25 protein-coding genes are annotated in these 23748 nt (G+C 40.9%); 3 read left to right on the plus strand and 22 right to left on the minus strand.

Going from position 1 to position 23748, the window contains the following annotated elements:
- Positions 1-39 precede the first annotated feature (39 nt).
- From DAHG_RS04105 to DAHG_RS18740, 6 genes are all read right to left on the minus strand, one after another.
- A complete protein-coding gene (locus tag DAHG_RS04105) occupies positions 40-996 on the minus strand; it encodes a phosphotriesterase family protein (protein WP_022937058.1) in 957 nt (318 codons plus the stop codon).
- A gap of 1 nt (position 997) precedes the next feature.
- A complete protein-coding gene (locus DAHG_RS04110; RefSeq protein ID WP_022937059.1) occupies positions 998-1933 on the minus strand; it encodes a class I mannose-6-phosphate isomerase in 936 nt (311 codons plus the stop codon).
- 21 nt (positions 1934-1954) lie between these two features.
- Positions 1955-2773 carry a PTS system mannose/fructose/sorbose family transporter subunit IID gene (locus tag DAHG_RS04115; protein WP_022937060.1) on the minus strand — a complete coding sequence of 273 codons (819 nt, stop codon included), beginning with the start codon at positions 2771-2773 and terminating at the stop codon, positions 1955-1957.
- Complete coding sequence (locus tag DAHG_RS20430) at positions 2773-3561, minus strand: PTS sugar transporter subunit IIC (RefSeq protein ID WP_022937061.1); 789 nt, start codon at positions 3559-3561, stop codon at positions 2773-2775. Before DAHG_RS20430 ends, DAHG_RS04115 begins: the two co-directional genes overlap by 1 nt.
- A 15-nt stretch (positions 3562-3576) precedes the next feature.
- Positions 3577-4077 (minus strand): PTS sugar transporter subunit IIB, encoded by a 501-nt coding sequence (locus DAHG_RS04125; protein WP_022937062.1) that lies wholly within the window; start codon positions 4075-4077, stop codon positions 3577-3579.
- Positions 4078-4385: 308 nt separating this feature from the next.
- Positions 4386-5093, minus strand: coding sequence for a cyclic nucleotide-binding domain-containing protein (locus tag DAHG_RS18740; RefSeq protein ID WP_022937063.1), 708 nt, complete (start codon positions 5091-5093; stop codon positions 4386-4388).
- A gap of 90 nt (positions 5094-5183) precedes the next feature.
- On the opposite strand from DAHG_RS18740, the gene DAHG_RS04135 reads away from it, so the two are divergent.
- The 3 genes from DAHG_RS04135 (at position 5184) to DAHG_RS04145 (ending at position 8380) form a co-directional block, all read left to right on the plus strand.
- Positions 5184-5603, plus strand: a complete 420-nt coding sequence (locus DAHG_RS04135) for a DMT family transporter (protein WP_022937064.1) — start codon at positions 5184-5186, stop codon at positions 5601-5603.
- A gap of 10 nt (positions 5604-5613) precedes the next feature.
- Positions 5614-6039, plus strand: coding sequence for a DMT family transporter (locus DAHG_RS04140; RefSeq protein ID WP_022937065.1), 426 nt, complete (start codon positions 5614-5616; stop codon positions 6037-6039).
- A 79-nt stretch (positions 6040-6118) separates the two neighbouring features.
- On the plus strand, positions 6119-8380 hold the full coding sequence (locus DAHG_RS04145; protein ID WP_022937066.1) for a glycogen/starch/alpha-glucan phosphorylase: 2262 nt from the start codon (positions 6119-6121) through the stop codon (positions 8378-8380).
- 65 nt (positions 8381-8445) lie between these two features.
- Here the strand turns inward: DAHG_RS04145 and DAHG_RS04150 are convergent, their stop codons facing one another.
- The 16 genes from DAHG_RS04150 to DAHG_RS04225 all read right to left on the minus strand — a co-directional run bounded on the left by DAHG_RS04150 (position 8446) and on the right by DAHG_RS04225 (position 23719).
- A complete protein-coding gene (locus tag DAHG_RS04150) occupies positions 8446-9432 on the minus strand; it encodes a GGDEF domain-containing protein (protein WP_147576391.1) in 987 nt (328 codons plus the stop codon).
- Positions 9315-10070, minus strand: coding sequence for a hypothetical protein (locus DAHG_RS04155; RefSeq protein WP_022937068.1), 756 nt, complete (start codon positions 10068-10070; stop codon positions 9315-9317). The genes DAHG_RS04150 and DAHG_RS04155 overlap by 118 nt, the downstream gene beginning before the upstream one ends.
- Positions 10067-11506 carry a 4-alpha-glucanotransferase gene (gene malQ, locus DAHG_RS04160; RefSeq protein ID WP_022937069.1) on the minus strand — a complete coding sequence of 480 codons (1440 nt, stop codon included), beginning with the start codon at positions 11504-11506 and terminating at the stop codon, positions 10067-10069. The genes DAHG_RS04155 and malQ overlap by 4 nt, the downstream gene beginning before the upstream one ends.
- A 185-nt stretch (positions 11507-11691) precedes the next feature.
- A complete protein-coding gene (locus DAHG_RS04165) occupies positions 11692-12492 on the minus strand; it encodes a Cof-type HAD-IIB family hydrolase (protein ID WP_022937070.1) in 801 nt (266 codons plus the stop codon).
- The gene (locus DAHG_RS04170) at positions 12489-13529 is read right to left on the minus strand and encodes a transaldolase family protein (protein WP_022937071.1); all 1041 of its coding nucleotides are present in this window, start codon (positions 13527-13529) and stop codon (positions 12489-12491) included. The genes DAHG_RS04165 and DAHG_RS04170 overlap by 4 nt, the downstream gene beginning before the upstream one ends.
- On the minus strand, positions 13526-14188 hold the full coding sequence (locus DAHG_RS04175) for an aspartate/glutamate racemase family protein (RefSeq protein ID WP_022937072.1): 663 nt from the start codon (positions 14186-14188) through the stop codon (positions 13526-13528). Before DAHG_RS04175 ends, DAHG_RS04170 begins: the two co-directional genes overlap by 4 nt.
- Positions 14185-15072 (minus strand): ketose-bisphosphate aldolase, encoded by an 888-nt coding sequence (locus DAHG_RS04180; RefSeq protein WP_022937073.1) that lies wholly within the window; start codon positions 15070-15072, stop codon positions 14185-14187. The genes DAHG_RS04175 and DAHG_RS04180 overlap by 4 nt, the downstream gene beginning before the upstream one ends.
- A gap of 57 nt (positions 15073-15129) precedes the next feature.
- Positions 15130-16227, minus strand: coding sequence for a PTS fructose transporter subunit IIC (locus tag DAHG_RS04185; RefSeq protein WP_022937074.1), 1098 nt, complete (start codon positions 16225-16227; stop codon positions 15130-15132).
- A gap of 11 nt (positions 16228-16238) precedes the next feature.
- Positions 16239-16556 carry a PTS fructose transporter subunit IIB gene (locus DAHG_RS04190; RefSeq protein WP_022937075.1) on the minus strand — a complete coding sequence of 106 codons (318 nt, stop codon included), beginning with the start codon at positions 16554-16556 and terminating at the stop codon, positions 16239-16241.
- Entirely contained in the window at positions 16553-17023 is a 471-nt protein-coding gene (locus tag DAHG_RS04195) for a PTS sugar transporter subunit IIA (protein ID WP_022937076.1), read from the minus strand. The genes DAHG_RS04190 and DAHG_RS04195 overlap by 4 nt, the downstream gene beginning before the upstream one ends.
- Before the next feature lie 15 nt (positions 17024-17038).
- Complete coding sequence (locus DAHG_RS04200; RefSeq protein ID WP_022937077.1) at positions 17039-18559, minus strand: BglG family transcription antiterminator; 1521 nt, start codon at positions 18557-18559, stop codon at positions 17039-17041.
- A 243-nt stretch (positions 18560-18802) separates the two neighbouring features.
- Positions 18803-19570: a sulfite exporter TauE/SafE family protein gene (locus DAHG_RS04205; protein WP_022937078.1), complete on the minus strand. Its 768-nt coding sequence runs from the start codon at positions 19568-19570 to the stop codon at positions 18803-18805.
- 413 nt (positions 19571-19983) lie between these two features.
- The gene (locus DAHG_RS04210; protein ID WP_022937079.1) at positions 19984-20181 is read right to left on the minus strand and encodes a DUF4177 domain-containing protein; all 198 of its coding nucleotides are present in this window, start codon (positions 20179-20181) and stop codon (positions 19984-19986) included.
- An 87-nt stretch (positions 20182-20268) separates the two neighbouring features.
- Complete coding sequence (locus DAHG_RS04215; protein WP_022937080.1) at positions 20269-21078, minus strand: hypothetical protein; 810 nt, start codon at positions 21076-21078, stop codon at positions 20269-20271.
- A gap of 392 nt (positions 21079-21470) precedes the next feature.
- Positions 21471-22139, minus strand: a complete 669-nt coding sequence (locus DAHG_RS04220; RefSeq protein WP_022937081.1) for a response regulator — start codon at positions 22137-22139, stop codon at positions 21471-21473.
- Positions 22136-23719 carry an ATP-binding protein gene (locus tag DAHG_RS04225; RefSeq protein WP_022937082.1) on the minus strand — a complete coding sequence of 528 codons (1584 nt, stop codon included), beginning with the start codon at positions 23717-23719 and terminating at the stop codon, positions 22136-22138. Before DAHG_RS04225 ends, DAHG_RS04220 begins: the two co-directional genes overlap by 4 nt.
- Positions 23720-23748: the final 29 nt, after the last annotated feature.

A 23748-nucleotide genomic window follows, 5' to 3' on the forward strand; every position in this document is an offset into this window, starting at 1 on the left:
TCCTCTTTTCTGTTAGGGAAACAGGCATTTAGGGAGCGCTTAAATGCCTGATGCTTCAAAAATATGTTTTGGATTCTCAATAAAAATCTGATGAAGCTCCGTTTCCGTAAGCCCCTCTTCACGCAAGAGAGGAATCACCTCTCTGATCAAATAGCTTAAAGAATCCGGTGCATAATTAATGTATGATTTATGATCATAATCCGCAAAGCGCGCTGAATTGAAACAGATGACGGCATCATGGGAGAGAATGAGCCGCTTAGCCCAGCCGTGCTGGCAGATCGTTTTAATCACCTTTAAATTATGCGCCAACTGATGAGCGTTAAAATTCATCTGATCGACAGCGATATAGGCGCCACGCTGCATAACATTAAACGCGTAATCAAGCGGATCACCCTTGCGGAAATGACCGATGACTACTTTACTTAAATCCGCTCCCTGTTCTTCAAACAGATCCAGCTGAAATAGACCCTGACGCGTATTGGCCGGCCGGCAGTGAGTAATGATGGGAGCACCGGTAAGCCGCTGCGCTTTGCCGGCAGCCCGCAAGACCTTTATTGTGTTTGCAGTAAAGCCTAGTTCAGTAGTTCCGCATTTAATAACACCGCACTTGATATCACTGCCCTGACAGCCCTCACTCAATTCACGAACAAACAGCTTTACTAAAAGTTCTTCAGGCATATCTCTAAGCCAGACATCTTCACAGCCCAGCACACCGGTTGCCGCAATAATCTGCATGCCGGTGCGTTTAGCGATGGCCTGCATCAGTAAGACATCACGGCCGTAATTGATCGGTGTAACATCAACCAGCGTTTCCACACCATGCGCCTTGGCATCAGCGATTACTTCTTCAATCATCTGCATCGCCTGCTCTTGATCAAAAAATTGTGGATCAGCCATTCTCAGATTCCAATCACTCAGCAGTAAATGCTCATGCATCAAAGTAAAACCTAAATCCTTTAACGCAAGTGATCCCAATACGGTATTGATTGGTTCCATATTATTCCTCAATATAAGAAATACTCATACATTCCATTTCACCTTTTAATACAAAAGGTCCAAAATGAGCAGGAATAAATAAGGTTTCCCCTTTGTGAATGGCTGTATCATGAATCATCCCCTGTCCTTTAACACAAAGGATAAAAAGGAATTGATCGCATTCATAAGTCCCTTCACCGTTGATGCTAAAGCCTTTGGCAGTATATTCATTGGGCTTGGAATAATAATGATGAATGATCATACCCGGCTGTTTTTCATCAATGATATCATGCGGTTTTAAATCTGTTTCCGGCATATTCAAGCATTCAAAAGCTTGTTTCAGATGCAAGGGTCTTTTGGGATCATCACGTTCATAATCATACATGCGGTAAGTGATGTCTGAATTGGTTGAGAATACCACACTCATCGTTTCAGAGCCGCCGCCGCTGTGAATTACCCCAGCCGGTGTATTTAAAAACTGATTTGGTTTCACTTCTACACGCTGAAGCAAATTATCAAAATCCCGCTTTTCAAACAGCTCTTTAAATTCCTCAATTGTTTTAGCAGTATGCCCCATGCGTTTATAGACTGTTTCATTTGGCTTATCTAAAATAGCAACCCCGCCGGATACCTTACCGCGGCAATGTTCATGCTGCCACGCATATTCATCATTGGGATGCAGATGATAAGACATCAGTCCCTGTCCGCATGAGGTAGCCATACGGATTGGGAAAATAGGGTATTGGCAGTCAAACAGTTCAGGGTGACGCTCAAAGAACTCGGATAAATGCTCCTTAGTTTCACTGATTATATTGTCAAGATGATCAGGCAGGGCAATGACATGATATGCCTGCCCCACCTTTGTCATCGTCGTTTGATAGCCATAATATTCAGTAATTTTATCACCTGCCCAGACAAAGGATTCCAGCACAGGCTCGACGTGATAGATTTTTTTCATTTCCTCACCCTCGAATTAAGCCTAGACAATACCCAGCAATGAAAGGGCAATCACCGCTGCCATGACCACATAGAAAAGTGTCTGCATTTTAACTTTCTTTATCTTAAGCAGATAATAGAACAGCAGGATCAACAAAAGACTTAACAAATTAGGGAATATCTGATTCAGCATATCAGAGAATAATACTTGTTCACCATTATTTTCAAATGCCAGCTTCAGCGCGAATTTAACTCTTGATGCTGACAGACAGCCAACAACAATTAAACCAAATACACCGACTGCCTTTGTAATATCACTGATACCGGCATTGCCGAAGAATTCCAGTGATTTTTTTCCTAATCGATAACCATTATTGAAAAGCACTTTACCAAATACCAGAATAATCGCCAGCAACGCAACGGTATAGAAAATAGGTCCCAATGGACTGCCGCTTTCACCGCTGATGGCAATCGTCAAAGTAATCAGAATCGGAATCAGCGTCGCCTGAATCAATGAATCACCAATACCGGCAACCGGTCCCATCAAACCAGATTTAATAGCGGTAATCATTTCAGGATCAACATCCCCGGTGATTGCTTTTTCTTCTTCAAGCCCCAATACGATACCAAAGATCAGTGATCCGGCAATTGGCTCAGTGTTGTACCATGTGAAATGACGCATGATATTCTCGGTAATTCCCTCTTGATCATAAAACTTTTTATAGAACGGCAGCAGCCACCAAGGCCAGCTCTTACCTTGCAGGTATACCGCATCAACACCTGGGCAGCCATATAATAAATAACGTGTATATAATTGATTCTGCTCTTTCTTACTGAGCGCTTCTTTTCTGATTGTTGCCATTATATGATTTCCTCGCTTTCATCGATTTCTGATGGCTTAGCGCCCTTATTCATCGTTCGATAATATAAGTAAGCCACAACAATGGCCGGGAAAATGATGGCCGTTGTGCTTAAACCTAAATATACGTAGCAGGCAAAGCCAAACAGGAAGAAAACAATACCCCAGATATCTTCTACCAGATAGCCCATCAAAGCCGCCATACCAATGGCAGGCAGGACGGTTGCGACAGCCGCGAAGGCAGTCATTAACGATGCCGGCATGAATGCTAATAAAGCATCAACAGCAGCCGTACCGAAGTAAACTAACAGAAAGCTTGGCACACCGCGTTCCAACAGATAGAAAATAGTCGGCAGACCTACATAACCCCATGTAAACTTCTTCCAGTTACCTTCCGCAGCCGCATTTTTCATCATTTCACCAAACTGTACACAGACAAGCCGTACCACTGAATCAATTGATGTGAAAACCGTTGCCAGACCAGTTGCCAGTGCGATAGCTGCTGTCGTATCAATATTTGAAGCAATAGCGATGGCTACACATGGGAAGGAGATAATACCCATATCCATTGAACCAACACCGCCGACCTGGAAATAACCGATATAAACGAGCTGCATAGCACAGCCGATAATAACACCCTTTTGAATATCACCAAGAATAATACCGCATAATAGACCGCCGATAAACGGACGCTGGAATAAATATTTGAGCGGATAGCCGCCAATTGGTGCCGACCCGGATGAAGCAAACGTAGTTAATATACCGATAAGGATACATTGAATGACAAACATGATTGAACTCCCTTTCTAGCCCTGATGTACGCTTTCGTACTTCTTTTTGGCTTCATCAAATGAAATATTTTCAAACTTACAGCTAGGATCAAAAATTATTTCTGCACCAGCATCATGAGCATATTGAATCGCTGCCCATTCTTCTTCCGTACTGCCTACAGAATTCAAATACTTTGGTGCGTTATCTCTGATAAACTGCTGACCAATCGTAATTGGCCCCTTAAATACATACCCCTTTTCCAACAGCCGTTTAACGGTAATTGGTGTTTTAAAAATAACGAAATAATTAAGCTGTGAATCTTCAGCTTTCTTCAGATTGTCAAAGCCCTTTTGAAGATCCAGAATATGCACCTTAATATCACTGGATACGGTACTTGAATAAAGACTGACCATGTATTTATCCTTCGCAATTTCATCATCGATTACAATAATTCGATTCAATGGGAAAGATTTTTTTAAAATCGTAGTCGTTTGTCCATGTACCACTCGCATGTCAACACGATAATGAGTTATCATAAATTAACCCCTTTCTTTATTTAATATAGATTGCTGGCATAACGCTTTGTCCTCAGCCCTCCTTTTGTGAAAGCGTTATCACTTACAATTTCATTATAACGTGTTTTATGGTTACGTCAACCATTTTATTCATTTTTTATTATTTATTTTTGAATAAATAGAATTATTTGAATTGTAATATGCTTTTTATGCCGATTTAAGCCGATTAATATTCAAATTATGATGAATATTTTGAATATAATGATTCATTAATCAAAGTATGAATATCGCACATAATAAAACGCTCATCACTGAGCGCCGTTTTTGCTTCATTGTCCTATAAATATTCTAGCCATCTCATTATCCAGCATATAAATATCATTCGCCGCCGCTTTTAATTCATCTAAGCAGATCAGCTGATAACCAGTTTCTGTTTTTTTCAGCCAGCCCCGCAAACAAAATTGCTTCAGCGCACGCAGAAGCTGACGGTGACTGCAGCCAAGATATTCTGCCAGCTGAGTATGATTTTCTCTGAATTGATGATTTCTTTGCGTAGAAATGATATAACTGGCCAGCTTTTCCTCGGTGGTACAGTGCTGAGTAATCGAGGCATTATGATCGTTATGCCGCATTTTCTGTGTAAAAAAGCTGCATAAACGATTCATGAATTGAATATCCGCGAGTAATATTTTACGGCATGGTTCATGGGGTATCATCAGGCATAACGCTGATTCAAGCACTTCCACACTGCATGATGCCTTCGTATTTTCAATTAATTCAATCTCCCCAAACAAAGTAAAGCCTTCATAAAAGCTGATTAAATTTCGTTTGCCATTGCTGAGCAGCTTAGTAACCATGCATTTTCCCTTAAGCATAAAATAAAGATTTGCTAAGGGTTCAAATTCAACACAGATATATTCATGGGCATCAAACTTACAAAGCTTCATTTGCGCACAGACTTCTAATGGCAAGGCTTGATCAAGATGCACAGATTCAATCAGCTGCTGCTTCAATTTCTCATCATTTATAATTATCATAAAACACCTCTTTCTTTAACTATGTCATATGTCATAGTTAGTTGCAAGTCCCTTATGTTAAATTAGACTCATTAAAGGGGAGGTTATGCCATGATTTATTTCTTAGTATTTATCGCTGGCTTGATGCTGGCATGTATGCAAAGCTTTAACGGCTTGTTAAGCAATTATATTGGAACTTATGGAACAAGCTTGATTGTTCACTGTATCGGCGCTGTTATGCTGCTTGTTTATCTGCTTATTAAAAAGGAAAGGATTCGTCTTTATCCAATGCCTTGGTATCTGTACAGCGCCGGCATCTTCGGCTTGGTTCTGGTGGCTTTTACCAGTGTCAGTGTGAGTGTCATCGGCGCCGCATTAACAACCTGTCTGTCAATTACCGGGCAGATCTTCTGTTCCATAGTGATTGATCATACCGGTGCTTTTCATTTACCGAAGCTGCGCTTCAATAAGAAACGGATACCATGCCTGCTGATGATTCTTTGCGGACTGGTAATTGTGCTGATTAATTAGGAGGTACCTTATGTATATCATACTTGCTTTTCTGCTTGGCTGTATCAATGTCATATCGAAAACAATCAATTATCAGGCAACTACCTATCTGGGGACAGCCTGCGGGTCGCTGATTAATTATCTCACAGCCTCCCTGCTTTCCTTGCTGCTTTTTCTGTTTTTAAATCCGGCTTATGTGAATGCTGAAAGCTTTCTGTCAGCCCCATTTTGGCTCTATCTGGGCGGTGTCTGCGGTTTGCTGGCACTGATCATCAACGTGACCTCACTCAAGCATATGAATCTGTTTCAATCAACAACACTGCTGCTGATCGGACAGCTCTTTGGTTCTGCCCTGCTGGATTTATTGCTTTTACAATCCTTATCCTTTTTCCGCTTATGCGGTCTTTTAATTCTTACCGCTGGTGTCATCTGGGATAAACGCGTACTCATGCATTGAGATAAGGCTGATTATCCGCTAATTTACTTGCGAAAGAGAGCCGCTCTTGTTATACTGATTGCAGTAAGAGGGGTTGAACATGACACTTGAAAAACAATTAAATGAACTATTTGAAAAGGCTTCTACCAGCTTTGAAGAAGCCAGTAATGAACAATATTATTATGCCTTACTGAGTGTGCTTAAACAGCGATTAGCTGACACGTCAATCATTCAAGGCAAGAAAAAGCTTTATTATATATCCGCTGAATTTTTGATCGGCAAGCTGCTCTCTAATAATTTAATTAATCTGAATCTCTATGATGAAGCAAAGACATTGTTAGAAAGCCATGGCCGTTCATTAGCTGAAATCGAGGAAATTGAACCAGAACCATCGCTTGGCAACGGCGGTTTGGGACGGCTTGCCGCTTGTTTTTTAGACTCTATCGCTACCCTTGGCTTAGCGGGTGACGGTATCGGTCTCTGTTACCATTTTGGCTTATTTAAGCAACAGTTTGTTAATCATCAGCAAAAAGAAGAAATTAATCCATGGATTGAAAAAGACAGTTGGCTGCGTGAACGTGATGTTACTTTCACTGTACCCTTTGGCGGCTTCTCTTTAGATTCCAAGCTTTACGACATTGATGTTGTCGGTTATGAGAATGGCAAAAATCAGCTGCATCTTTTTGATATACAAAAGGTTGATGAAAGCATCGTTCATGACGGCATTGATTTTGATAAGGGGAATCTCTTACGCAATCTGACACTTTTCCTCTATCCTGATGATTCTGATGAGGCAGGCCGGATGCTGCGTATTTATCAGCAGTATTTCATGGTCAGCAACGGCGCTCAATATATTTTAATGAATGCCAAGAAGGAAGGTCTTGATCTTCATAAACTCAACGAATTTGTGACGATTCAGATTAATGATACTCATCCGACACTGGTTATTCCGGAACTGATTCGCCTGCTGATGCTTGAGGGAATTGACTTAGATGAAGCGATTGCGATTACTTCTAAAACATGCGCCTATACAAATCATACGATCCTTGCGGAAGCTTTAGAGACATGGCCGCGCCGCTTTTTAGAAGAAGCGGTACCGCATCTCATGCCGATCATTGAAGCATTGGATCAAAGAGTAAAGGCTCATTATGATAATCCAAGCGTTGCTATTATTGATGATGCTGATTTAGTGCATATGGCGCATATTGATATTCATTATGGGTATTCAGTCAACGGGGTAGCAGCCATTCATACGGAAATCTTAAAGAACACTGAATTAAAGCCTTTCTATCAGATTTATCCTGAGAAGTTCAATAACAAGACGAACGGCATTACCTTCAGACGCTGGCTTTATGCCTGCAACCCTGAATTGGATCAATGGCTGAATCAATGGATTGGCAGTGATTATAAGAAAGATGCCGCTAAGCTGGAACAATTGCTGGCATTCAAGGATAATAAACAATGCCTCGATGAGCTGGCCGCTATCAAACAGTTAAAAAAGAAGCAACTGGCACAGATGCTTAAAGCCACACAAAATATTGATCTTGATCCAGAATCTGTCTTCTGTATTCAAATCAAGCGTCTGCATGAATATAAACGCCAGCAAATGAACGCGCTTTATATCATTCATAAATATTTTGAAATTAAAGCAGGTAAATTACCAGCCCGGCCTATCACGATGATCTTTGGTGCTAAGGCAGCGCCTGCTTATATCATTGCCAAGGATATTATTCATCTGATTCTCTGTCTTTCTGAATTCATTGCCAAAGACCCTGATGTTGCTCCATATCTCAAGGTTGTCATGGTTGAAAACTACAATGTGACACTGGCTGAAAAACTGATTCCTGCCTGCGATATTTCTGAACAGATCTCACTGGCAAGCAAGGAAGCCAGCGGTACCGGCAACATGAAATTCATGCTGAACGGCGCGGTTACTTTAGGTACAGCGGATGGCGCGAATGTAGAGATTGCTGAGCTGGTTGGCGAACAGAATATTTATACCTTTGGTGAAAGCAGTGAACAGGTTATCGCTCACTATCAGAACCATGATTATATCAGTAAGAAAATCTACAAGCAGGAGCCGCATATTAAACAGTGCGTAGACTTTATCGTTTCGAAAGAATTATGCAGCATCGGTTCAAGAAAGATTTTACGGCAGCTGCAGCAGGAATTAATCAATAAGGACTGGTTTATGACACTGCTTGATCTGAATGCCTATATTGCGGAAAAAGACCGCTGCCTCGCTGATTATGAGAAGCATGAGGAATGGACAAAGAAAATGCTTGTTAATATCGCAAAAGCCGGATTCTTCTCTTCGGATCGTACTATTGCGCAGTATAATCAAGATATCTGGAAACTTTAAGCATCCTATGGGATGCTTTTTCTATATTAAAAGGAGTGCGAACACACACTCCCCTTTTAGATTATTTACTGACCGTTATGCGCTTTCTGATCAAATTTGCACTGATACATATTCTTATCAGCCTGCTTAAATAAATTTTCAATATCTGTCTGATCACTTCCCACAGCACATCCGTATGCCAGTGAAATTGGATGCTGATGATCAGCGTTAAATCGTTGTATTACCATTTCTAAACGGCTGAGATAAATATCAAGGTTTTCAGGCTTATTAAGCATTAAAACCACAAATTCATCACCGCCGATACGGTATACTTCACCTATTTCACTAAAGGCATTAAGAATACAGTGACAAGTATTAATTATCATTTCATCGCCTTCATGGTGACCATACTGATCATTTACCTGCTTTAGATTGTTGATATCCAGAATCATTAAAGCCATTGATTCTGTTGACAGATTCATCAGCTGAGCCATCTTTTCATTAAAAGCGGTGCGGTTCTTCGCATTTGTCATGATATCGTTATAGGCCAGCTTATGATAAAGTGCCAGCTTCGTATTTTGTTCATATAACAGCCATACTCGTTTAATACAAAAATAAACCAGTAAAATAATAAAGGCAATAAAACCAAACATGAATGAAGTACGGCCGGTGACGATCGGTTTAACATAAAACTGAACTAAGGAGACCAGTGAAAAGACGATCAGAATCGATAAGGCAATTAATATACCTTTGGCCATCATTGAATTGCTGGTTTTAATTTCTTGAATCAAGGCATAGACCATACATACTACGGAGCCGACAATCAGCGCGTGAGTCAGCGGCAGCAGTGTTATAAAATTAGTCAGATTCAAAATATACAGCACTGGCTGAATCAGTAAATTCAAATAAAGAATATTGATCAGCACTTGAAGCAGGCGCTTTTGCTTGACACAGATCACATTAACAAAAGCGACAATTGGCAAAGGAATTGCAATAAAGCTGATAAAAGAAAGCAGTGAAACCGCGGCGGCATCCGCTTCATTGACATGGTAGGCTGGTGAATCCGTAGCCAAACCGCCGAAATCAGCGCAAAGACACCGAGGTACAAAAAGACCCGGTAATCATATGTCTTTTTCCTGAAATCCAAATATGCTGCCACAGCTATAAGGCCTAAGCCAAACAGCAGCATCATCAATAAAATAACGATATTAATGGCATTTTCCTGAAGCAGTGCCAGCATATGAGCGGCTTCATCACCTATGGCAATCATTGAAATACCGCCTGGTATTTGTGTGTCACCAATTATTTCAAAGCTGACTTTCTGATGGCTGTAAGCTGTCTGCAAAGGGATATAAAGATATATATCACCGCGGATTTTATTGAATGTTGTAACGGTCGGCATATATTCATAAATCAGCTGCTGATCAACATAAACACGCAGCCCCTTAAAGGAATCACGGATAATCAGTGAATCATTTTCAGTTACGTCAGGCAATTCATTGGATATCCAAAAGGTATCTGCATTGCCTTCAATCATATATGGAAAGCTTTCAATGCTATTCATCTCACAGGTCCAGCCGCTTTCAAAAGGTCTGAATCCCTGTTTCACATCAGTACGCAGCTTAATCGGATACTGATTAAAAGCGCTTAAAACAATTAGAAATGCGGTGAAAACACAGAGAATTTTAAAGTATTTCTCAATTATTTTCATAAGCGATTCCCTTTTTCAAGCATGTCTCGCAGCTCGGGAATACGCTGTTCAAAAGCAGAGAAATCAATCATCTTCCATTCCCAGTTTGGTGAACCAATGGTACCGGGTGTATTCATACGTGCCGCATCATCAAGCTTTAGAATATCCTGCATCGCAATGATGGCAGTGTCCGCAGCATCGCAGAATGTATATTCAAGCAGCCGATCAAGCATAGAAGCATGCCGATATTTTCTTAGTGACCAGCGGCAGCGCAGCTTAAAGCGCCAGTTTTGATCCTCATACCATGAACACAGTGTCTGATTATCATGGGTACCTGGATAAACAATCATATTTGTTTGTGCATTGTGATCCTCATGCCAAGGATCAAAGGTAAACTCAATAACCTTCATGCCAGGAAAATGGTAGTGGTCACGCAGAATCAGCACTTCTTTACGCAAATCGCCCAGATCCTCGGCAATAATATGAAAGTTTGGCAGAGTTTTCAGTAAATGATCAAATAATTCATAGCCTGGTGCTTCTATCCATTCGCCAACAACAGCGGTCGGACAGTCCGCAGGGATTTTCCAATACGTATCAAAAGCCCTAAAATGATCGATACGCACAATATCAAACAGGCTGAGATTATAAGCAATTCGCTTTTCCCAGAATTTAAAATCATGAGCTTTCAGATAGTCCCAGTCATAGATAGGATTTCCCCACCGCTGTCCCGTCTTGGAAAAATAATCAGGCGGTACGCCGGCAATAAACAATGGATGGCCGTCATCATCAAGCAAAAAGCTGTCTTGATGACTCCACACATCCTCACTGTCAAGACCCACATAAATTGGAATATCACCGATACATTGAATCCCCTGTTTGTTGGCATAAGCCTTAACGCTCATCCATTGCTGATACAGCTTGTATTGCGCAAACATCTCCAGACGGATATCCTCTTTAAACGGTTCTAAGTCAAATTCATGATTTTTGATCCAATTTTTCTGCTTGCTTGGCCAATCAATCCAAAGCTTATCATCATTGTGTTTTTTCAATGCTTTGAATACCGCGTAATTATGCACCCACGCATTTTTAATAAACTCACGATATCCATCATCCGGCTCAAAGTTCTGATATGCCTCATAGATATACGGTTCCTTAAAAGCTCGCACTGCCGCGTAATCAACACGATCAGCCTGCGCATTGTATTCCTTAAAACCAGCTATCAGACCTTCTGCTTTTAAAGAATCCAGTGACAAATAGAGATCATCAATGGCAAATGATGAATAAGGCTGATAGGGCGAATTACCATAGCCGAGCGGATTCAGCGGCAAAAACTGCCAGCACTGCATTCCACATGCCTTTAAATCATCTATAAATTGATAACATGCCGGTCCAAAATCGCCTACACCCGTTTTACTTGGCAATGATGAAACGGCAAGCAATATTCCTGCTTTTCTCATAAAATCCCCTGCTTCCTTATGATATTATATGATTAATTATACAAAAAAGCTGAACTTTTTACTATTAAATTAAGTGAATTTAAGCAAAGTATTCATTCAAAATCTAATTCTTATTAAGTCAAGATAATTTCAATGATTGTCATTTAATACGCTAAAATAAAGATCTGCCCAAAAGCAGACCTTTTTCATATAAGAAAGTATTGATATAAAAATTCACCGACACCATCATGATTATTATCATATTCTGTGCAGCAGTCAGCACTGGCTTTGATTTGCTCATTGCCGTTAAGCATCGCCACGCCAATACCACACTCCAATAATAAATCTAAATCATTCATTTCATCACCAAATGCCATTACCTCACGCAAGGAACAGCCCTCATGTTCACAGATTTGTCGGACAGCGTTACATTTTGAGTTTTCGATGCTGACGATTTCCAGACAAAACGGCAGTGTCTGCATCACCCGCAAATCAGTAAACGATTGAAGTGAATCGATAACCGCTTTGCTTGTTGACGGCTCGCATAATACAAGCAGTTTTTCGTAATTATTAATGATTGGCTGCACTTGAATATCATATGTTGACTGATTTATAGAGATGATGTATTTACCATAATCATCCAGCCTGTGCAGGTATGCCTTCTGCTTCATCATATCATAAAGATAATAATTAATATTGTAAGGCAGACAAAAAGTGATAATCGCATTCAGCTGTTCAGCGCTTAATAGATGCTGGCGGAAACAAACTGCCTCTTTGAGCGAATAGATCTGGGCGCCATTCATGCCGATAATTACATCAATCTGATTGACCAGCTGCCATGATTTCAACAGTTTCAGCACGATATCAACACTGCGCCCGGTTGCTAAACCGATATGCAGACCTTTTTGCTTTAGAGCCTTGATTGCCAATAAGCCTTTACTGCCCGGCTGCTTATGCTGATCCAACAGCGTCCCGTCAAGATCAATGAATATCCATCTTATCTTCATTGATAAGATCTGATTTTATCCAATGCCTTTAACCAGGCATCTTCAAAGCTGCTTCTGAACAAGACTACCGGACCAAAATCTTCATATTCAGATGGTTTGATAGCTTCCACAAAATAAGCCTTTCTAAAATCAGGCAGCTTCGTGCATAACTCATCGACCACACGATCCGGCGTCGGCATAAAGAAGCGCTGCACAACCATTGGATTCTCGGCAATCAGCTTATCGGCTGTCCCCTGCCAATTAATCGTGATATTCGCATCCGCGCCCACCATTTCCGTGAAATGATGCAAACCGCGAGCACCGCCGCCGATAAAACCAACTTCCTTATTTTTCTGGCGGCAGAGCCAGTAAGTTTTCTTAGCCGCACAGATTCCCGCGTGCCACAGTGTGTCCGCTGATATCTCAATCTTTTCTGTTTCGACAACCTTTTTTAAATACTCATCAAGAATACCGGTGATGTGTGAATAATAAATCGGCGCCTTGTTTTTCATGCCATGGGTTGCTCGTTCATATACCTCACAGACATCCAATGCCTGACGGACAGACATAACCTCAGTCGCATTGATCGGTACACCCTGCGCGACCAATACCTCAATGGCCTTTAAGCCTTCCTCAGTAACCGGTACCTTAGCCATAATATTAGGGCCTGCCTGACGATTAAACAGTGCGTGCGCGATAATCGTATCCGCATCCTCATGGAAAGGATCGCCTTGAATACTCACATAACCGCAGCGGCCCTGACTGGCCTCATATTGATCTAGAAAGACAGCCGCAATATCTTTAACTAAATCACGCTGAATCTTGATTAGAATTTCATTGGCATCGGATTCCTCACCAACATATTTTTTAATCAAGGCTTCAACCTTTTCCTGCATATCCGGATGATTCATCATCTTATAGACATATGATGGATTCTGAGTACAGCCCACCGCTCCTTCATCAATCGCCCAATGCGCTTCTTTTTCAGTCACATTATTGATCCAGAAGCGGGTTTCACTCTGTTCCTTTACACGCTGAAAATAATGTTTTTCACTCATTTTATTTCTCCTTCCAGCATTTGCTTAATTCGCTCAATTGCCAATCGCGGACTGGTCAGCACTGGCTTGGCTATCCCGTCAAGATAAGGCAGCAAGGAAGTCATTGATCCCTGTGCCAATACCACGACATCATTCTCTTCTGCGGCTTTTTGAATCTGTGCTAAAACAAGCTGATTGTGCTTTTCCACATTTTTCTCTTTCATTAAAATGTCCAAAGCGCCATCTACCAAATATTCCCTTACTTCCACATTCTTACCCGCAGTCTCAGCCTTGGTTTTCACAAGATTACAGCTTGGCAGCATCGTTGATGCCACAGTGGCGATGACACCGATTTTTGTACCTAGGGATACCGCTTTTTCAGCCATCGCTTCATCAATTTTTAAAGTCATCCTTGATGTGCACCGCTTCGCAAGATCAAAGGCTTCACCCACCGAGGAGCATTGATTGAAAATTAAATCCGGTGCCAGTTTATCAGCAATCTGCACATACTGACACATGCGGCTGATAATAGCAGGCGTCAGACCGCCATTCTTCTTCACCTCATCAAGCAGACTGTCATCAATGATATTTACTAATTCCACATCCGGTATGATTTCTGCGCACAATGCTTTTAATTCATTCAGTGATACCGGACTTGTATGAATCATTACTACTTTCATGCCTCTTCACCCCGCCTTAAATTCTCATAATATAGATAAGCCTTATCGATGCAGCCAAAAACATTCATCTTATGGGCGACTACCGCTTTGGCAGCTGCCATTGCTTTTGGCATAGTAATAGCAAATTTAAAATCTTTTGTTTCTGTGATAATACGGTTTAATTCATATGAATACGCTGCCTTATATTCACTGGCAACATTAATTTTCTGAATACCGATCTTGGATGCCTGACGCACCTGTTCATCATCTTGACCAGAACCGCCATGCAGCACCAATGGGATATCGCTGACCGCCCTGATGCGCTTAAGCAGATCAAGCTGTAATACTGGTTTAAAGCCTTCTGGATATAAACCATGAGACGTACCAATGGCAATGGCCAGTGTATCGACGCCGGTTTTTGCGACATAGTCCACAACCTCTTCCGGCTGAGTATAGACAATATCCGCGCCGCCTTCATCACTATTGCCGGTATTGCCGATCGTACCAAGCTCACCCTCGACAGATACATTGATGCAATGCGCAATTTTCGCAATCGCTTTAGTCTGAGCCACGTTTTCCTCATAAGGCAGATGTGAGCCATCAAACATTACTGATGTAAAACCGGCCTGTATGGCGCGAAGACAATCCTGCAATGAGCGGCCATGATCCAGATGCAGACAGTAGGGTACTTGTGAGTTCATCAATTTCTCCCGCACATACTGATAGTATTCCTTTTCACAGAAGTCCAGTTCATTGGCAGCTACCGCAATAATCGTCGGTGCCTGCAGTTCTTCCGCCGTTTCAAAAACACATTTGAAATTTGAGACCTCGGTAACATTAAAGGCACCAATCGTAAAATGATGTTTTGAAGCAACTTTTAATAATTCTTTCATTGTGATAAGCATGATTATTTCCTTTCTGCTTTAATAAAGCGGCTGCCTTTTTTCAGGCAGCCATGTCAATTAGAATTCAATATTTACATCTGCCGCTTCCTGATTTTCATTTGGATCATAATCACTGCCATTGATTACCTGTTCCTCACTCAGACGGCGTTTTAATAAGAATAATACGGTTCCCATAATCAGACTGCCTAAAACTAATGCGATGACAAATTTATCAGCATGAGTAAAGGAAGGAATAACAAACCAGCCGCCATGGGCTACCGGTGACTGTACATCCCACATCATACATAAGCCGCCGGCAATTGAACCGCCGATGACTGATGAAACAACAACCCGCCATAAATCATTCATTGCCAATGGAATGACACATTCCGTAATCATACAGATGCCCATTGGACCGCATGCTTTTAGGTTTTCTTTTTCATCATTCGTCCAAATTGGTTTATGGAAAATTTTAGATAATGCCCAGGCAACCAATACGCCCATCGGCGGTATCATACAGGCAACCATGTGACATGCCTTTGGCTGTAAGATGCCGTCCGCCAGCATACCGGTTGTATATAATGAAACGGTCTTATTCACTGGACCGCCGAAGTCAAACGCGCTGCCGGCTGACATAACAGCACCGTAAACAAACTTAGAGCCGGAAGATAAACTGGCAATGAAATCGGTAAATGCCTTCATGAATGCCGCAATTGGTACACCTAAAACAGTAAACATCACAACCCCTGAAATCAATGACGCAAAGAATGGAATAATCAGTATCGGCATTAAGCCCTGCATCGTTTTTGGCAGCTTGATATGCTTTTTCATCAAATTAACGAGCCAGCCAACAAAGAATGCACCCAAAATACCGCCAAGGAAACCTGCCTTTACCTCAGCACTGACCAAACCTACAACTAAGCCCGGCGCAATACCTGGACGATCAGCGATTGAATAGGCGATGGCAGCTGCGATAACGGGTATGATCATCGTACCCATTGCCATATTACCGGCTTTATAAATAAAATAAATGAACGTACCCGTTTGATCCGCGATATTAGGACCGCCTAGAATTACCCCTAATGCCTGACATAAGCCCGCGCCGACAACAACCGGAACCATAAAGGATATACCGGTCATCACATGACGTTTAATCTCCTTAAAATTCATTTTCATATTGTTTCTCCTCATTTTCTCGAATTTAATTTAGCTTCGATTTTCTTTAAAAAACCCACTGTATTCCGCATCACATCTTCAGTACGGCAGCGTACGATCGGCTTACCCGCGAAACGGTTTTCACCTGATATCTTCACATCCACCGCCAGAATTACCACATCCGCTTCCGCAATCTGCTGGGCGGTTAATTCATCCTCAACGCCAATCGTTCCCTGTGTTTCAATATGGCATGGGAATCCGCATTCCTTCGCTGCCTCAACAATTTTCTGCTTGGTGATGTAAGTATGGGCAATACCGGTCGGACATGCCGTTATACCAACGATTCTCATTCTTTCCCTCCTTTCTGCTCGAAGAGCTCAATAATTTCTTGCTTATCCTCACTGACGAAAATCTGTTCAATCACATCACGCTGACACAATGAAGTTGCCACATTTGACAAAAGCTTCATATGAACAGTCTTATCCACTGACTTAATCGCCAGCATGATAATTAACCGAACTGGTTTATCATCAATTGAACGCCACTCTAGATCATGGTCACTGCGGCCAATGGCTACCGCGGTATGCAGCACCGAATCAGATTTGCCATGCGGTATCGCAATACCATCACCGATTCCCGTAATCCCTTCTCCTTCACGATAATACACATCCTTTAAAAATTGCTCCTTGGATGACAGAACCGAATCCTTAAACAGCAGATCAACCATTTCATCCAATACTTCATCCTTCGTTTGACCTTTAAGATGCAGGTCAATGCGCTGTTCATTTAAAACTGAACGAATACTAAGCTCTTCCATGCTTTCCCTCCCTGGTTACCTATTCTCTAGTACCGATTTCACATTCTTTATGTCATTTTCATTAAATAATACGGAAACAAATGCCAGCGGAATATGCAGCTTATAATCCGCGATATTTACCGTTGATACGATCAGATCAATCTTCTCCGGCAATTGATCCAGCGTATTTACCTTTGAAGCGGCAATCATATCTACCACCTCCCAAGTTGGAAAGGTCTTTTTGATCCTTGCCATCAGCAGATGCGAAGTTCCGATGCCGCTGGAACAGACAACGATTACCCGCAGTTTTTTAAGCTGTACAACCTCAAGTGAACCTTGTATATATAAGGTCAGATAAGCCAGTTCATCTTCCGAGATATGATATTGCGGATAATAACGCTGAGTAATTTCACTGACGGCTTGAACTGTCTTGGCGAATAATTCCTGATAATCATTTTTTACTGCCGTAAGCAGCGGACAGCTGATCTCAATCTGGTATTTCTGTCTGCCAATCATTGAATGCAGATGCAGCAGTAAATAACGTTTTAAATAATTGTCGTTGACAATCTGCGGATCAGTCACTTGACTCATCGCGGCGATAATATCATGACAGTATTCTTTTACCTTTGAATTAATGTTGGTAAATTCAATATCCTTATTGCTGATTGATGGCTCAATCCCATATCCGCTTGTATCCAAATGCTGATAAATATAATAGATTTCTGAATCCGGAATCTCCAAATTCAAATGCAGCTTAATCTTGGTTGACATCTCAACAGCGATGCGGAACACATGCAAATCTACCTCATTGATGCCATTCGGCTTATGATCCAGCTGTTTACCGCTGCGGACGCGATTGATCAGAATCAGAATATGCGTCAGAATGTTGATATAATAAGGATCACCAATCACACTGTGCAGCTGATTCTCAGCTTCATGAATCAAATTCTCCACATATACCACAACCTGTTCACTGAATTGCTGAACCAGGATGGTACGAGTATCAGCATCAATGCGTTCTGAAGCACTGGTCTGCATAGTGGCTGTCCCTGAATGATATTTAATAATTGCGGTTGTCAGCGCCTTTCGGATATCAATTTCCCTGCCGTCAATGCCTGTTCCCAAACTGTTTCTAATCAAGGTCAGATCATAACAGTGAATCCATTCCTCAATGTATTTCAAATCATTTTGAATGGAAGATCGTGAAACAAAGTAGTAATCTGAAAGTTTTTTAATCGATGTCAGCTGGGGAGCGTTCTGAAGCAGATCTATTAAAATCTCATACCGACGCTGATCCAAGGGAAGTGAGCTGTCGGTCGCAAGCTTCAGCGTCAATTGATTCCGCGTAGCCTGATCAAGATCAATCCGTACTCCAGCGCCGATCTTTGAATCAAATTCAATATTTTCATTCCGCAGTAAATTCCTTAACTCATCAAGTTCCCGATAGATGGTTTTCTTTGATACATTCAGCTGTCTGGCAATCTGTTCAGTCGTTTGGTAGTCATGGGATTCCAATAAGCTTTTCATGATACTTTTCTGTCTGTCACTTAATTTCATTTAATCACCTCCCAATAGGGTTTTACCTGGCTCGCTGAATGTCCTCTTTAGCCAATTTCATAATACCATTATCAATATGAAAAAAGCGTACCAAGGCTTGTCCATAATATTGTAGACATTTTAACCAGCACCTACTGTAAAGCATCATACACTAAGACCCGCCTTTATAATATTTACAAATAATGTAAAGACAAAAAAACTCAGCGCTGCACTGAGTTAATTTATGATTCTGATGTTATTTAATTAAAAGCCTTTTACGGCAATCATGGCAATTCCAAGCACTGCTAGCACCACGCCGGTAACGCGGTTCAATACCTTAGGATCAGCTTTATTGGCAAAGACCGCCGCGACTCTGGCGCCGATAAAGGTCGCAAGGATACAGGCAACCAGCGCTGTCAGATCAGGCAGGCCATCGATAACCATATGGGAAACGGCCCCGGTAAACGCGGTAAAAGCCATGATAAAGACACTGGTACCAACCGCCGTTTTAAGTTCATAACCAAGAACACTGGTCAAGATCAGCAGCATCATCATACCGCCGCCGGCACCGATAAAGCCGCAGATAAAGCCTATCATGATACCGCATAAGATGGATTGAATCGCTTTAGTTTTCGCATCCTTATTCGCCAGCTTCTCTTTCGTCGTCATGACTGGTCTGACAATAAATTTAACCCCTAATAAAAAGGTCATAAAGACAGAAAAATTACCCATCGCCGTATTCGGAACTAAGGAAGCGATATAACTGCCGATAACCGTAAAAATTAAGACAGAGACAAGCATGATTAAACCATTTTTAATATCCAGATTTTTATTCTTGCCATAAGTATACGCTGAGACCGCGGATGCCAGCACATCGGAAGCTAGCGCGATACCCACAGCTTCATAAGCAGGGAAATCAAGGAAGGTGATCAGCATCGGTGAAATTACCGCCGCCGCTGATAAGCCTGCCAGACCGGTACCAATACCAGCACCCAGACCGGCAATAATATATACAATCATTGCTGTTAACATGAAATTTCTCCTTTTAAATATTAGTTCTTTTATGAACTATTATATGCTATTTGTGAGAAATTGCAAGCCTCAAAAAAAAACAGTTGAAGGAATGCTCATTGATAGAGAGCTTTCATCTGTTTGAAATCAACTTCACCGCATAAATTCCACAAAAGTAAAAATAATTGAAATAAAGGTGAAAAAGATAAAATCAATCCGGATATATTGTTGGCATATTCTGCTATTTCCGGTTCAACATCTCCAAATCAAAATAGCAGCAGTATCAGAAAGGTAACGTATTTTAGTTAGCCGCAAATTGATTGATTAACTTTCACGTTGTCTGATCGCACTGCTTAAAATATTCTTTTTTTATGATGAATTTCATACCGCCTAAAATGCCAACAGAAATACCACGGCAGACTTGATATAGAAGCTCATTCTTGTTCATCCTTTTCAAAAATCAAATCCAGCTTTCTAATGTGTGTAGGATTTCCTAGCTCAATAGGTATCATACCTGCATAACGGTAGCCTTTTGACGCATACAAATCGATAATTTCACGATGTTTAACGGTGAGTGATTCACGCAGCTCCTTCACATTATACTCAACAGTAACATATTCATATTTTTTCATGATAAGCTCCTTTCGCCATCTATTCAGGCCGCCATGCATCCTTCTTTGATACCATTTGTTATATTTCGGATAGGCAGGCAATCAATATTAAAGTTTATATACGGTTATATCTACATTTTCCTGAGCCATTCCTTGTACAACATTTATAAAGATATGAACCTCTTTATCTTTGATATAAATCAATGATGTGTCGCCGTATTTACTACCCAAGCCGCCAACATACTCACCATAACACGGCTTTGCTCTGACACCATCTTCATTAACAGGTGAGGAACATGGTAAGTAATCTTTTTCAAGTTGTCGATCCAGTGCTTCTTGAAAATCATCAGCAGAAACATGAACCAGGTTTAATACCTCTGCATTAGAAAGTAATTCATGTGATGTCAAAGAAAAGTTATAGGTTCTATAGACACTTGGACCAACTCCAGCATTAGCCAATAAACGATCCAGTTTCACAACGATGGAAAGTATATCATCATTGACATAGTATTGGGTGTTTAAAAGACTAGCCGTATGCCAATCACCATTTTCATGATAGGTTAATTCTTCTCTGCATGTTTGTGCCAGCAAATTCATTTCCTCATTGAACCGTTGGGCATCATTGCTATCCCATAACAATGTCGGCTCTTGAATGAACAATTGGGCTTTATTTTCACCATCTAATTGAATCGCGATAGGCTCATTAGTAATACTGAGTATCGTACCCATGTCGATTGGTTCAAATGGTTCCGGTTCTGCTGGCTTTTCAGGCTGATTAATAACCGGTAAATTTTCTGGTTTCACTGTTTCACTCGGCGTTTGAGCACACCCTGTTATCAGTGCCGGTAACAAGCAGCTAATTAGTAACTGTCTCAGTTTATCACTAGCCTTAGTACGATGAGTATGTTTTACTATCATGTAATCATCCTCCAATGTTATTATGCGCATATTTATATGTGCGAAATATGTTATTATGCGCACATAGAGATAAGTTCGTCTGATATTTTAAAACAATTCTTTTTTATTAATAAAATCAATAATCTTCACATGCCAAATACCATTTCTTTTCTGTATAAGATAATCAATTGTCATTACATGCTAAGGATAATTATCCTTATGAATTCCAGAAGTATAGGCTCTCGATCTTCTATTTCTTTACTTAACAATCGTATCGGCAACTTGCACATAAGTATAATCCATTGTGCTGCTACGCGAAATAAAATCATCCTCTAATTTTCATATTCTCCTTTAGAATAATAGCTCTTTAATGAAATTTCAATGGTTAAGTAAAATTCAAAAATGGTTTAATGCTATTTTAATTTCTTATACACATAGGAAGGACGGCCGACATTCCCATATTGTGTTTCCTTTTCCAATTCATTCTGCGTCACCAAATAATCAAGATAGACTCTTAACGTAACCATGGAAAAAGCAAATTCCTTTACCATTTTATGTGTATCAATCACCTTTTCATCACTGTTTGCCAGATATGTCTGAATCCGTTCAAGCGTAATAGGATGAATGCCTTTAGGTAATTGCTGAACGGAAGGTTTTTCAAACAGACGGTCAATTTCACTTTGATTGACATCGGTTGCCAAGGTAAACAACTCATAGCGGCTCATATACTTTTCCAAAGCGGCGGTAATCCGCTCTGCAGTAAATGGCTTAATTAAATAATCAACCGCGCCCAGCTGCAGTCCTCGCTGAATAATTTTCTTCTCCTTGGCGGCAGTGACAAAAATTACATCAACCTCATGATAAGTAAGCCGCAGTTCTTCAAGCATTTTAATACCATCCATCTTTGGCATATAAACATCAAGGATGATCAAATCAATCTTAGCGCCGCTTTTTAAATAATTTAAAGCTTCCATGCCATTGCTGACATGCTTAACAACCTGAAAATTCTCAACCCGATTAATATATTCAGTGTTGATATGTGCGACCATTGGATCATCTTCTACAATCATTACCCGAATCATTTTCTTGCCCCCTCAATCTCTATTCTAAAGCAGCTGCCTTTCCCCGGTGCTGAATCCACCATAAGTTTCCCTTGATACGCGTCTACTTGTTCTTTTACCAGATAAAGACCATAACCGCGGCTGCCTTCTTTACTTGTGAAGCCCTTTTCAAAGAGCGGTGAACTATCCTTAATCCCACGGCCATTATCTTTAACTTGCAGGATCAGCCGATCTGCTTCATCATTAATCAATACCTCAATCAGCTTATTGCTTTGCGAGCATGTATCTAATTCATCCATAGCGTTATCAATAAAATTACCAAGCATGATAACCAGTGAATTAACATTAATGTCCAAGCTGTTTGAGAAAAAGCTGTTCTCATCAAGAGTCCATTGAATTTTTAACTCATGGCAGCGCTGACTTTTGCCAATCAATAAAGCGGCGATGGTTGGTTCATGAATGTTATTTAAAATTACGCTGATGGTTTCCTGCAGTTCATTGTTGATATTCCCGATGTATTCCTTAGCCGCTGCCTTCTGATCCATTTCAATAAAACCCAAAATGACATGCAGCTTATTTTTAAATTCATGGGTTGTAGCACGGAGTGAATCAACAATTTTCTTTACTCCGGTCATTTCCTCCGCAAGCTTCGTCATTTCCGTCTGGTCACGGAATGAGCTGACGCCCCCCACCTGAATATGCTTATCATTGATAATCGGAACGTTATTCGATACGACGATGCGCTCATTTAATGCATATTGAACATTTAATGCTGGTTCACCGCTTTCTAATACTTCCGGTAATTTCGATAGCGGAAATACTTCCTGAATCGGCTGGCCGATGCAGTTTTCCTTAAGCATCAAATATTGTCTGGCAGTATCATTAATTAAAGTTATTTTAGCATTTTGATCAATGGCAATAACCCCCTCATGAACAGCCGCGAGGATACCTTGATTTTCCAAGTATAAGCGGGCTATGTCTTCCGGTTCATAATTCAGCAGGCTTTTTTTCACAAAATGAGACAGGAATAAAGCCCCTAAAATGCCAACACCTGAACCCGCCAAGATGAATAACAGCGTCATAAAATAAATCACTTGTTTAGCGACAACAATAGAATCCAAAAGAGTTCCAGCCATCACAAAGCCTAAAATTGTACCGTCCGCATCAAGAATCGGCGTAAAGGCGCGCATCGAATCACCCAGTGTACCCGGGCCTACTGATACATAGGTTTCGCCGTATAATACCGCCCGATCGTTATCTTCAGCCGAAAACATCTCTCCTACCCGATCTGATTTTGTATGACCATAACGTATCCCATTCTTATCCGCAACAACCATGACATCGATTTGTTCTAATGATTGCTGGGTCTTTTCAATAAAGGTTTGAATGGAGCCGTCATCTTTGCCTGATGCAATGCCTTCGATGATGATCGGTGAAAGAGCGGTGATTTTTACTACATTTAATGTATTTTGTTCTAAATTATCTTCCATTCTTTGGATATACCATTGTCCTGATATTGATACCGAGATTCCAATCGAAAAGATGATCAGCACAATAACTAATAAAGATATTTTTTGTGCCAGTTTTAATTTTAACCGCATAGTGCCTCCCCCTGATTATCGATTTATAA

Source organism: Dielma fastidiosa, assembly GCF_000313565.1.
In the GTDB taxonomy this organism is placed as follows: domain Bacteria; phylum Bacillota_I; class Bacilli_A; order Erysipelotrichales; family Erysipelotrichaceae; genus Dielma; species Dielma fastidiosa.

What these genes read in the sequence shown, in the direction of transcription:
- DAHG_RS04105 (WP_022937058.1), bottom strand. Translation starts at nt 996, where the DNA reads ATGGAACCAATCAATACCGTATTGGGATCACTTGCGTTAAAGGATTTA.
- DAHG_RS04110 (WP_022937059.1), bottom strand. Translation starts at nt 1,933, where the DNA reads ATGAAAAAAATCTATCACGTCGAGCCTGTGCTGGAATCCTTTGTCTGG.
- DAHG_RS04115 (WP_022937060.1), bottom strand. Translation starts at nt 2,773, where the DNA reads ATGGCAACAATCAGAAAAGAAGCGCTCAGTAAGAAAGAGCAGAATCAA.
- DAHG_RS20430 (WP_022937061.1), bottom strand. Translation starts at nt 3,561, where the DNA reads ATGTTTGTCATTCAATGTATCCTTATCGGTATATTAACTACGTTTGCT.
- DAHG_RS04125 (WP_022937062.1), bottom strand. Translation starts at nt 4,077, where the DNA reads ATGATAACTCATTATCGTGTTGACATGCGAGTGGTACATGGACAAACG.
- DAHG_RS18740 (WP_022937063.1), bottom strand. Translation starts at nt 5,093, where the DNA reads ATGATAATTATAAATGATGAGAAATTGAAGCAGCAGCTGATTGAATCT.
- DAHG_RS04135 (WP_022937064.1), top strand. Translation starts at nt 5,184, where the DNA reads ATGATTTATTTCTTAGTATTTATCGCTGGCTTGATGCTGGCATGTATG.
- DAHG_RS04140 (WP_022937065.1), top strand. Translation starts at nt 5,614, where the DNA reads ATGTATATCATACTTGCTTTTCTGCTTGGCTGTATCAATGTCATATCG.
- DAHG_RS04145 (WP_022937066.1), top strand. Translation starts at nt 6,119, where the DNA reads ATGACACTTGAAAAACAATTAAATGAACTATTTGAAAAGGCTTCTACC.
- DAHG_RS04155 (WP_022937068.1), bottom strand. Translation starts at nt 10,070, where the DNA reads ATGAAAATAATTGAGAAATACTTTAAAATTCTCTGTGTTTTCACCGCA.
- malQ (WP_022937069.1), bottom strand. Translation starts at nt 11,506, where the DNA reads ATGAGAAAAGCAGGAATATTGCTTGCCGTTTCATCATTGCCAAGTAAA.
- DAHG_RS04165 (WP_022937070.1), bottom strand. Translation starts at nt 12,492, where the DNA reads ATGAAGATAAGATGGATATTCATTGATCTTGACGGGACGCTGTTGGAT.
- DAHG_RS04170 (WP_022937071.1), bottom strand. Translation starts at nt 13,529, where the DNA reads ATGAGTGAAAAACATTATTTTCAGCGTGTAAAGGAACAGAGTGAAACC.
- DAHG_RS04175 (WP_022937072.1), bottom strand. Translation starts at nt 14,188, where the DNA reads ATGAAAGTAGTAATGATTCATACAAGTCCGGTATCACTGAATGAATTA.
- DAHG_RS04180 (WP_022937073.1), bottom strand. Translation starts at nt 15,072, where the DNA reads ATGCTTATCACAATGAAAGAATTATTAAAAGTTGCTTCAAAACATCAT.
- DAHG_RS04185 (WP_022937074.1), bottom strand. Translation starts at nt 16,227, where the DNA reads ATGAAAATGAATTTTAAGGAGATTAAACGTCATGTGATGACCGGTATA.
- DAHG_RS04190 (WP_022937075.1), bottom strand. Translation starts at nt 16,556, where the DNA reads ATGAGAATCGTTGGTATAACGGCATGTCCGACCGGTATTGCCCATACT.
- DAHG_RS04195 (WP_022937076.1), bottom strand. Translation starts at nt 17,023, where the DNA reads ATGGAAGAGCTTAGTATTCGTTCAGTTTTAAATGAACAGCGCATTGAC.
- DAHG_RS04200 (WP_022937077.1), bottom strand. Translation starts at nt 18,559, where the DNA reads ATGAAATTAAGTGACAGACAGAAAAGTATCATGAAAAGCTTATTGGAA.
- DAHG_RS04205 (WP_022937078.1), bottom strand. Translation starts at nt 19,570, where the DNA reads ATGTTAACAGCAATGATTGTATATATTATTGCCGGTCTGGGTGCTGGT.
- DAHG_RS04210 (WP_022937079.1), bottom strand. Translation starts at nt 20,181, where the DNA reads ATGAAAAAATATGAATATGTTACTGTTGAGTATAATGTGAAGGAGCTG.
- DAHG_RS04215 (WP_022937080.1), bottom strand. Translation starts at nt 21,078, where the DNA reads ATGATAGTAAAACATACTCATCGTACTAAGGCTAGTGATAAACTGAGA.
- DAHG_RS04220 (WP_022937081.1), bottom strand. Translation starts at nt 22,139, where the DNA reads ATGATTCGGGTAATGATTGTAGAAGATGATCCAATGGTCGCACATATC.
- DAHG_RS04225 (WP_022937082.1), bottom strand. Translation starts at nt 23,719, where the DNA reads ATGCGGTTAAAATTAAAACTGGCACAAAAAATATCTTTATTAGTTATT.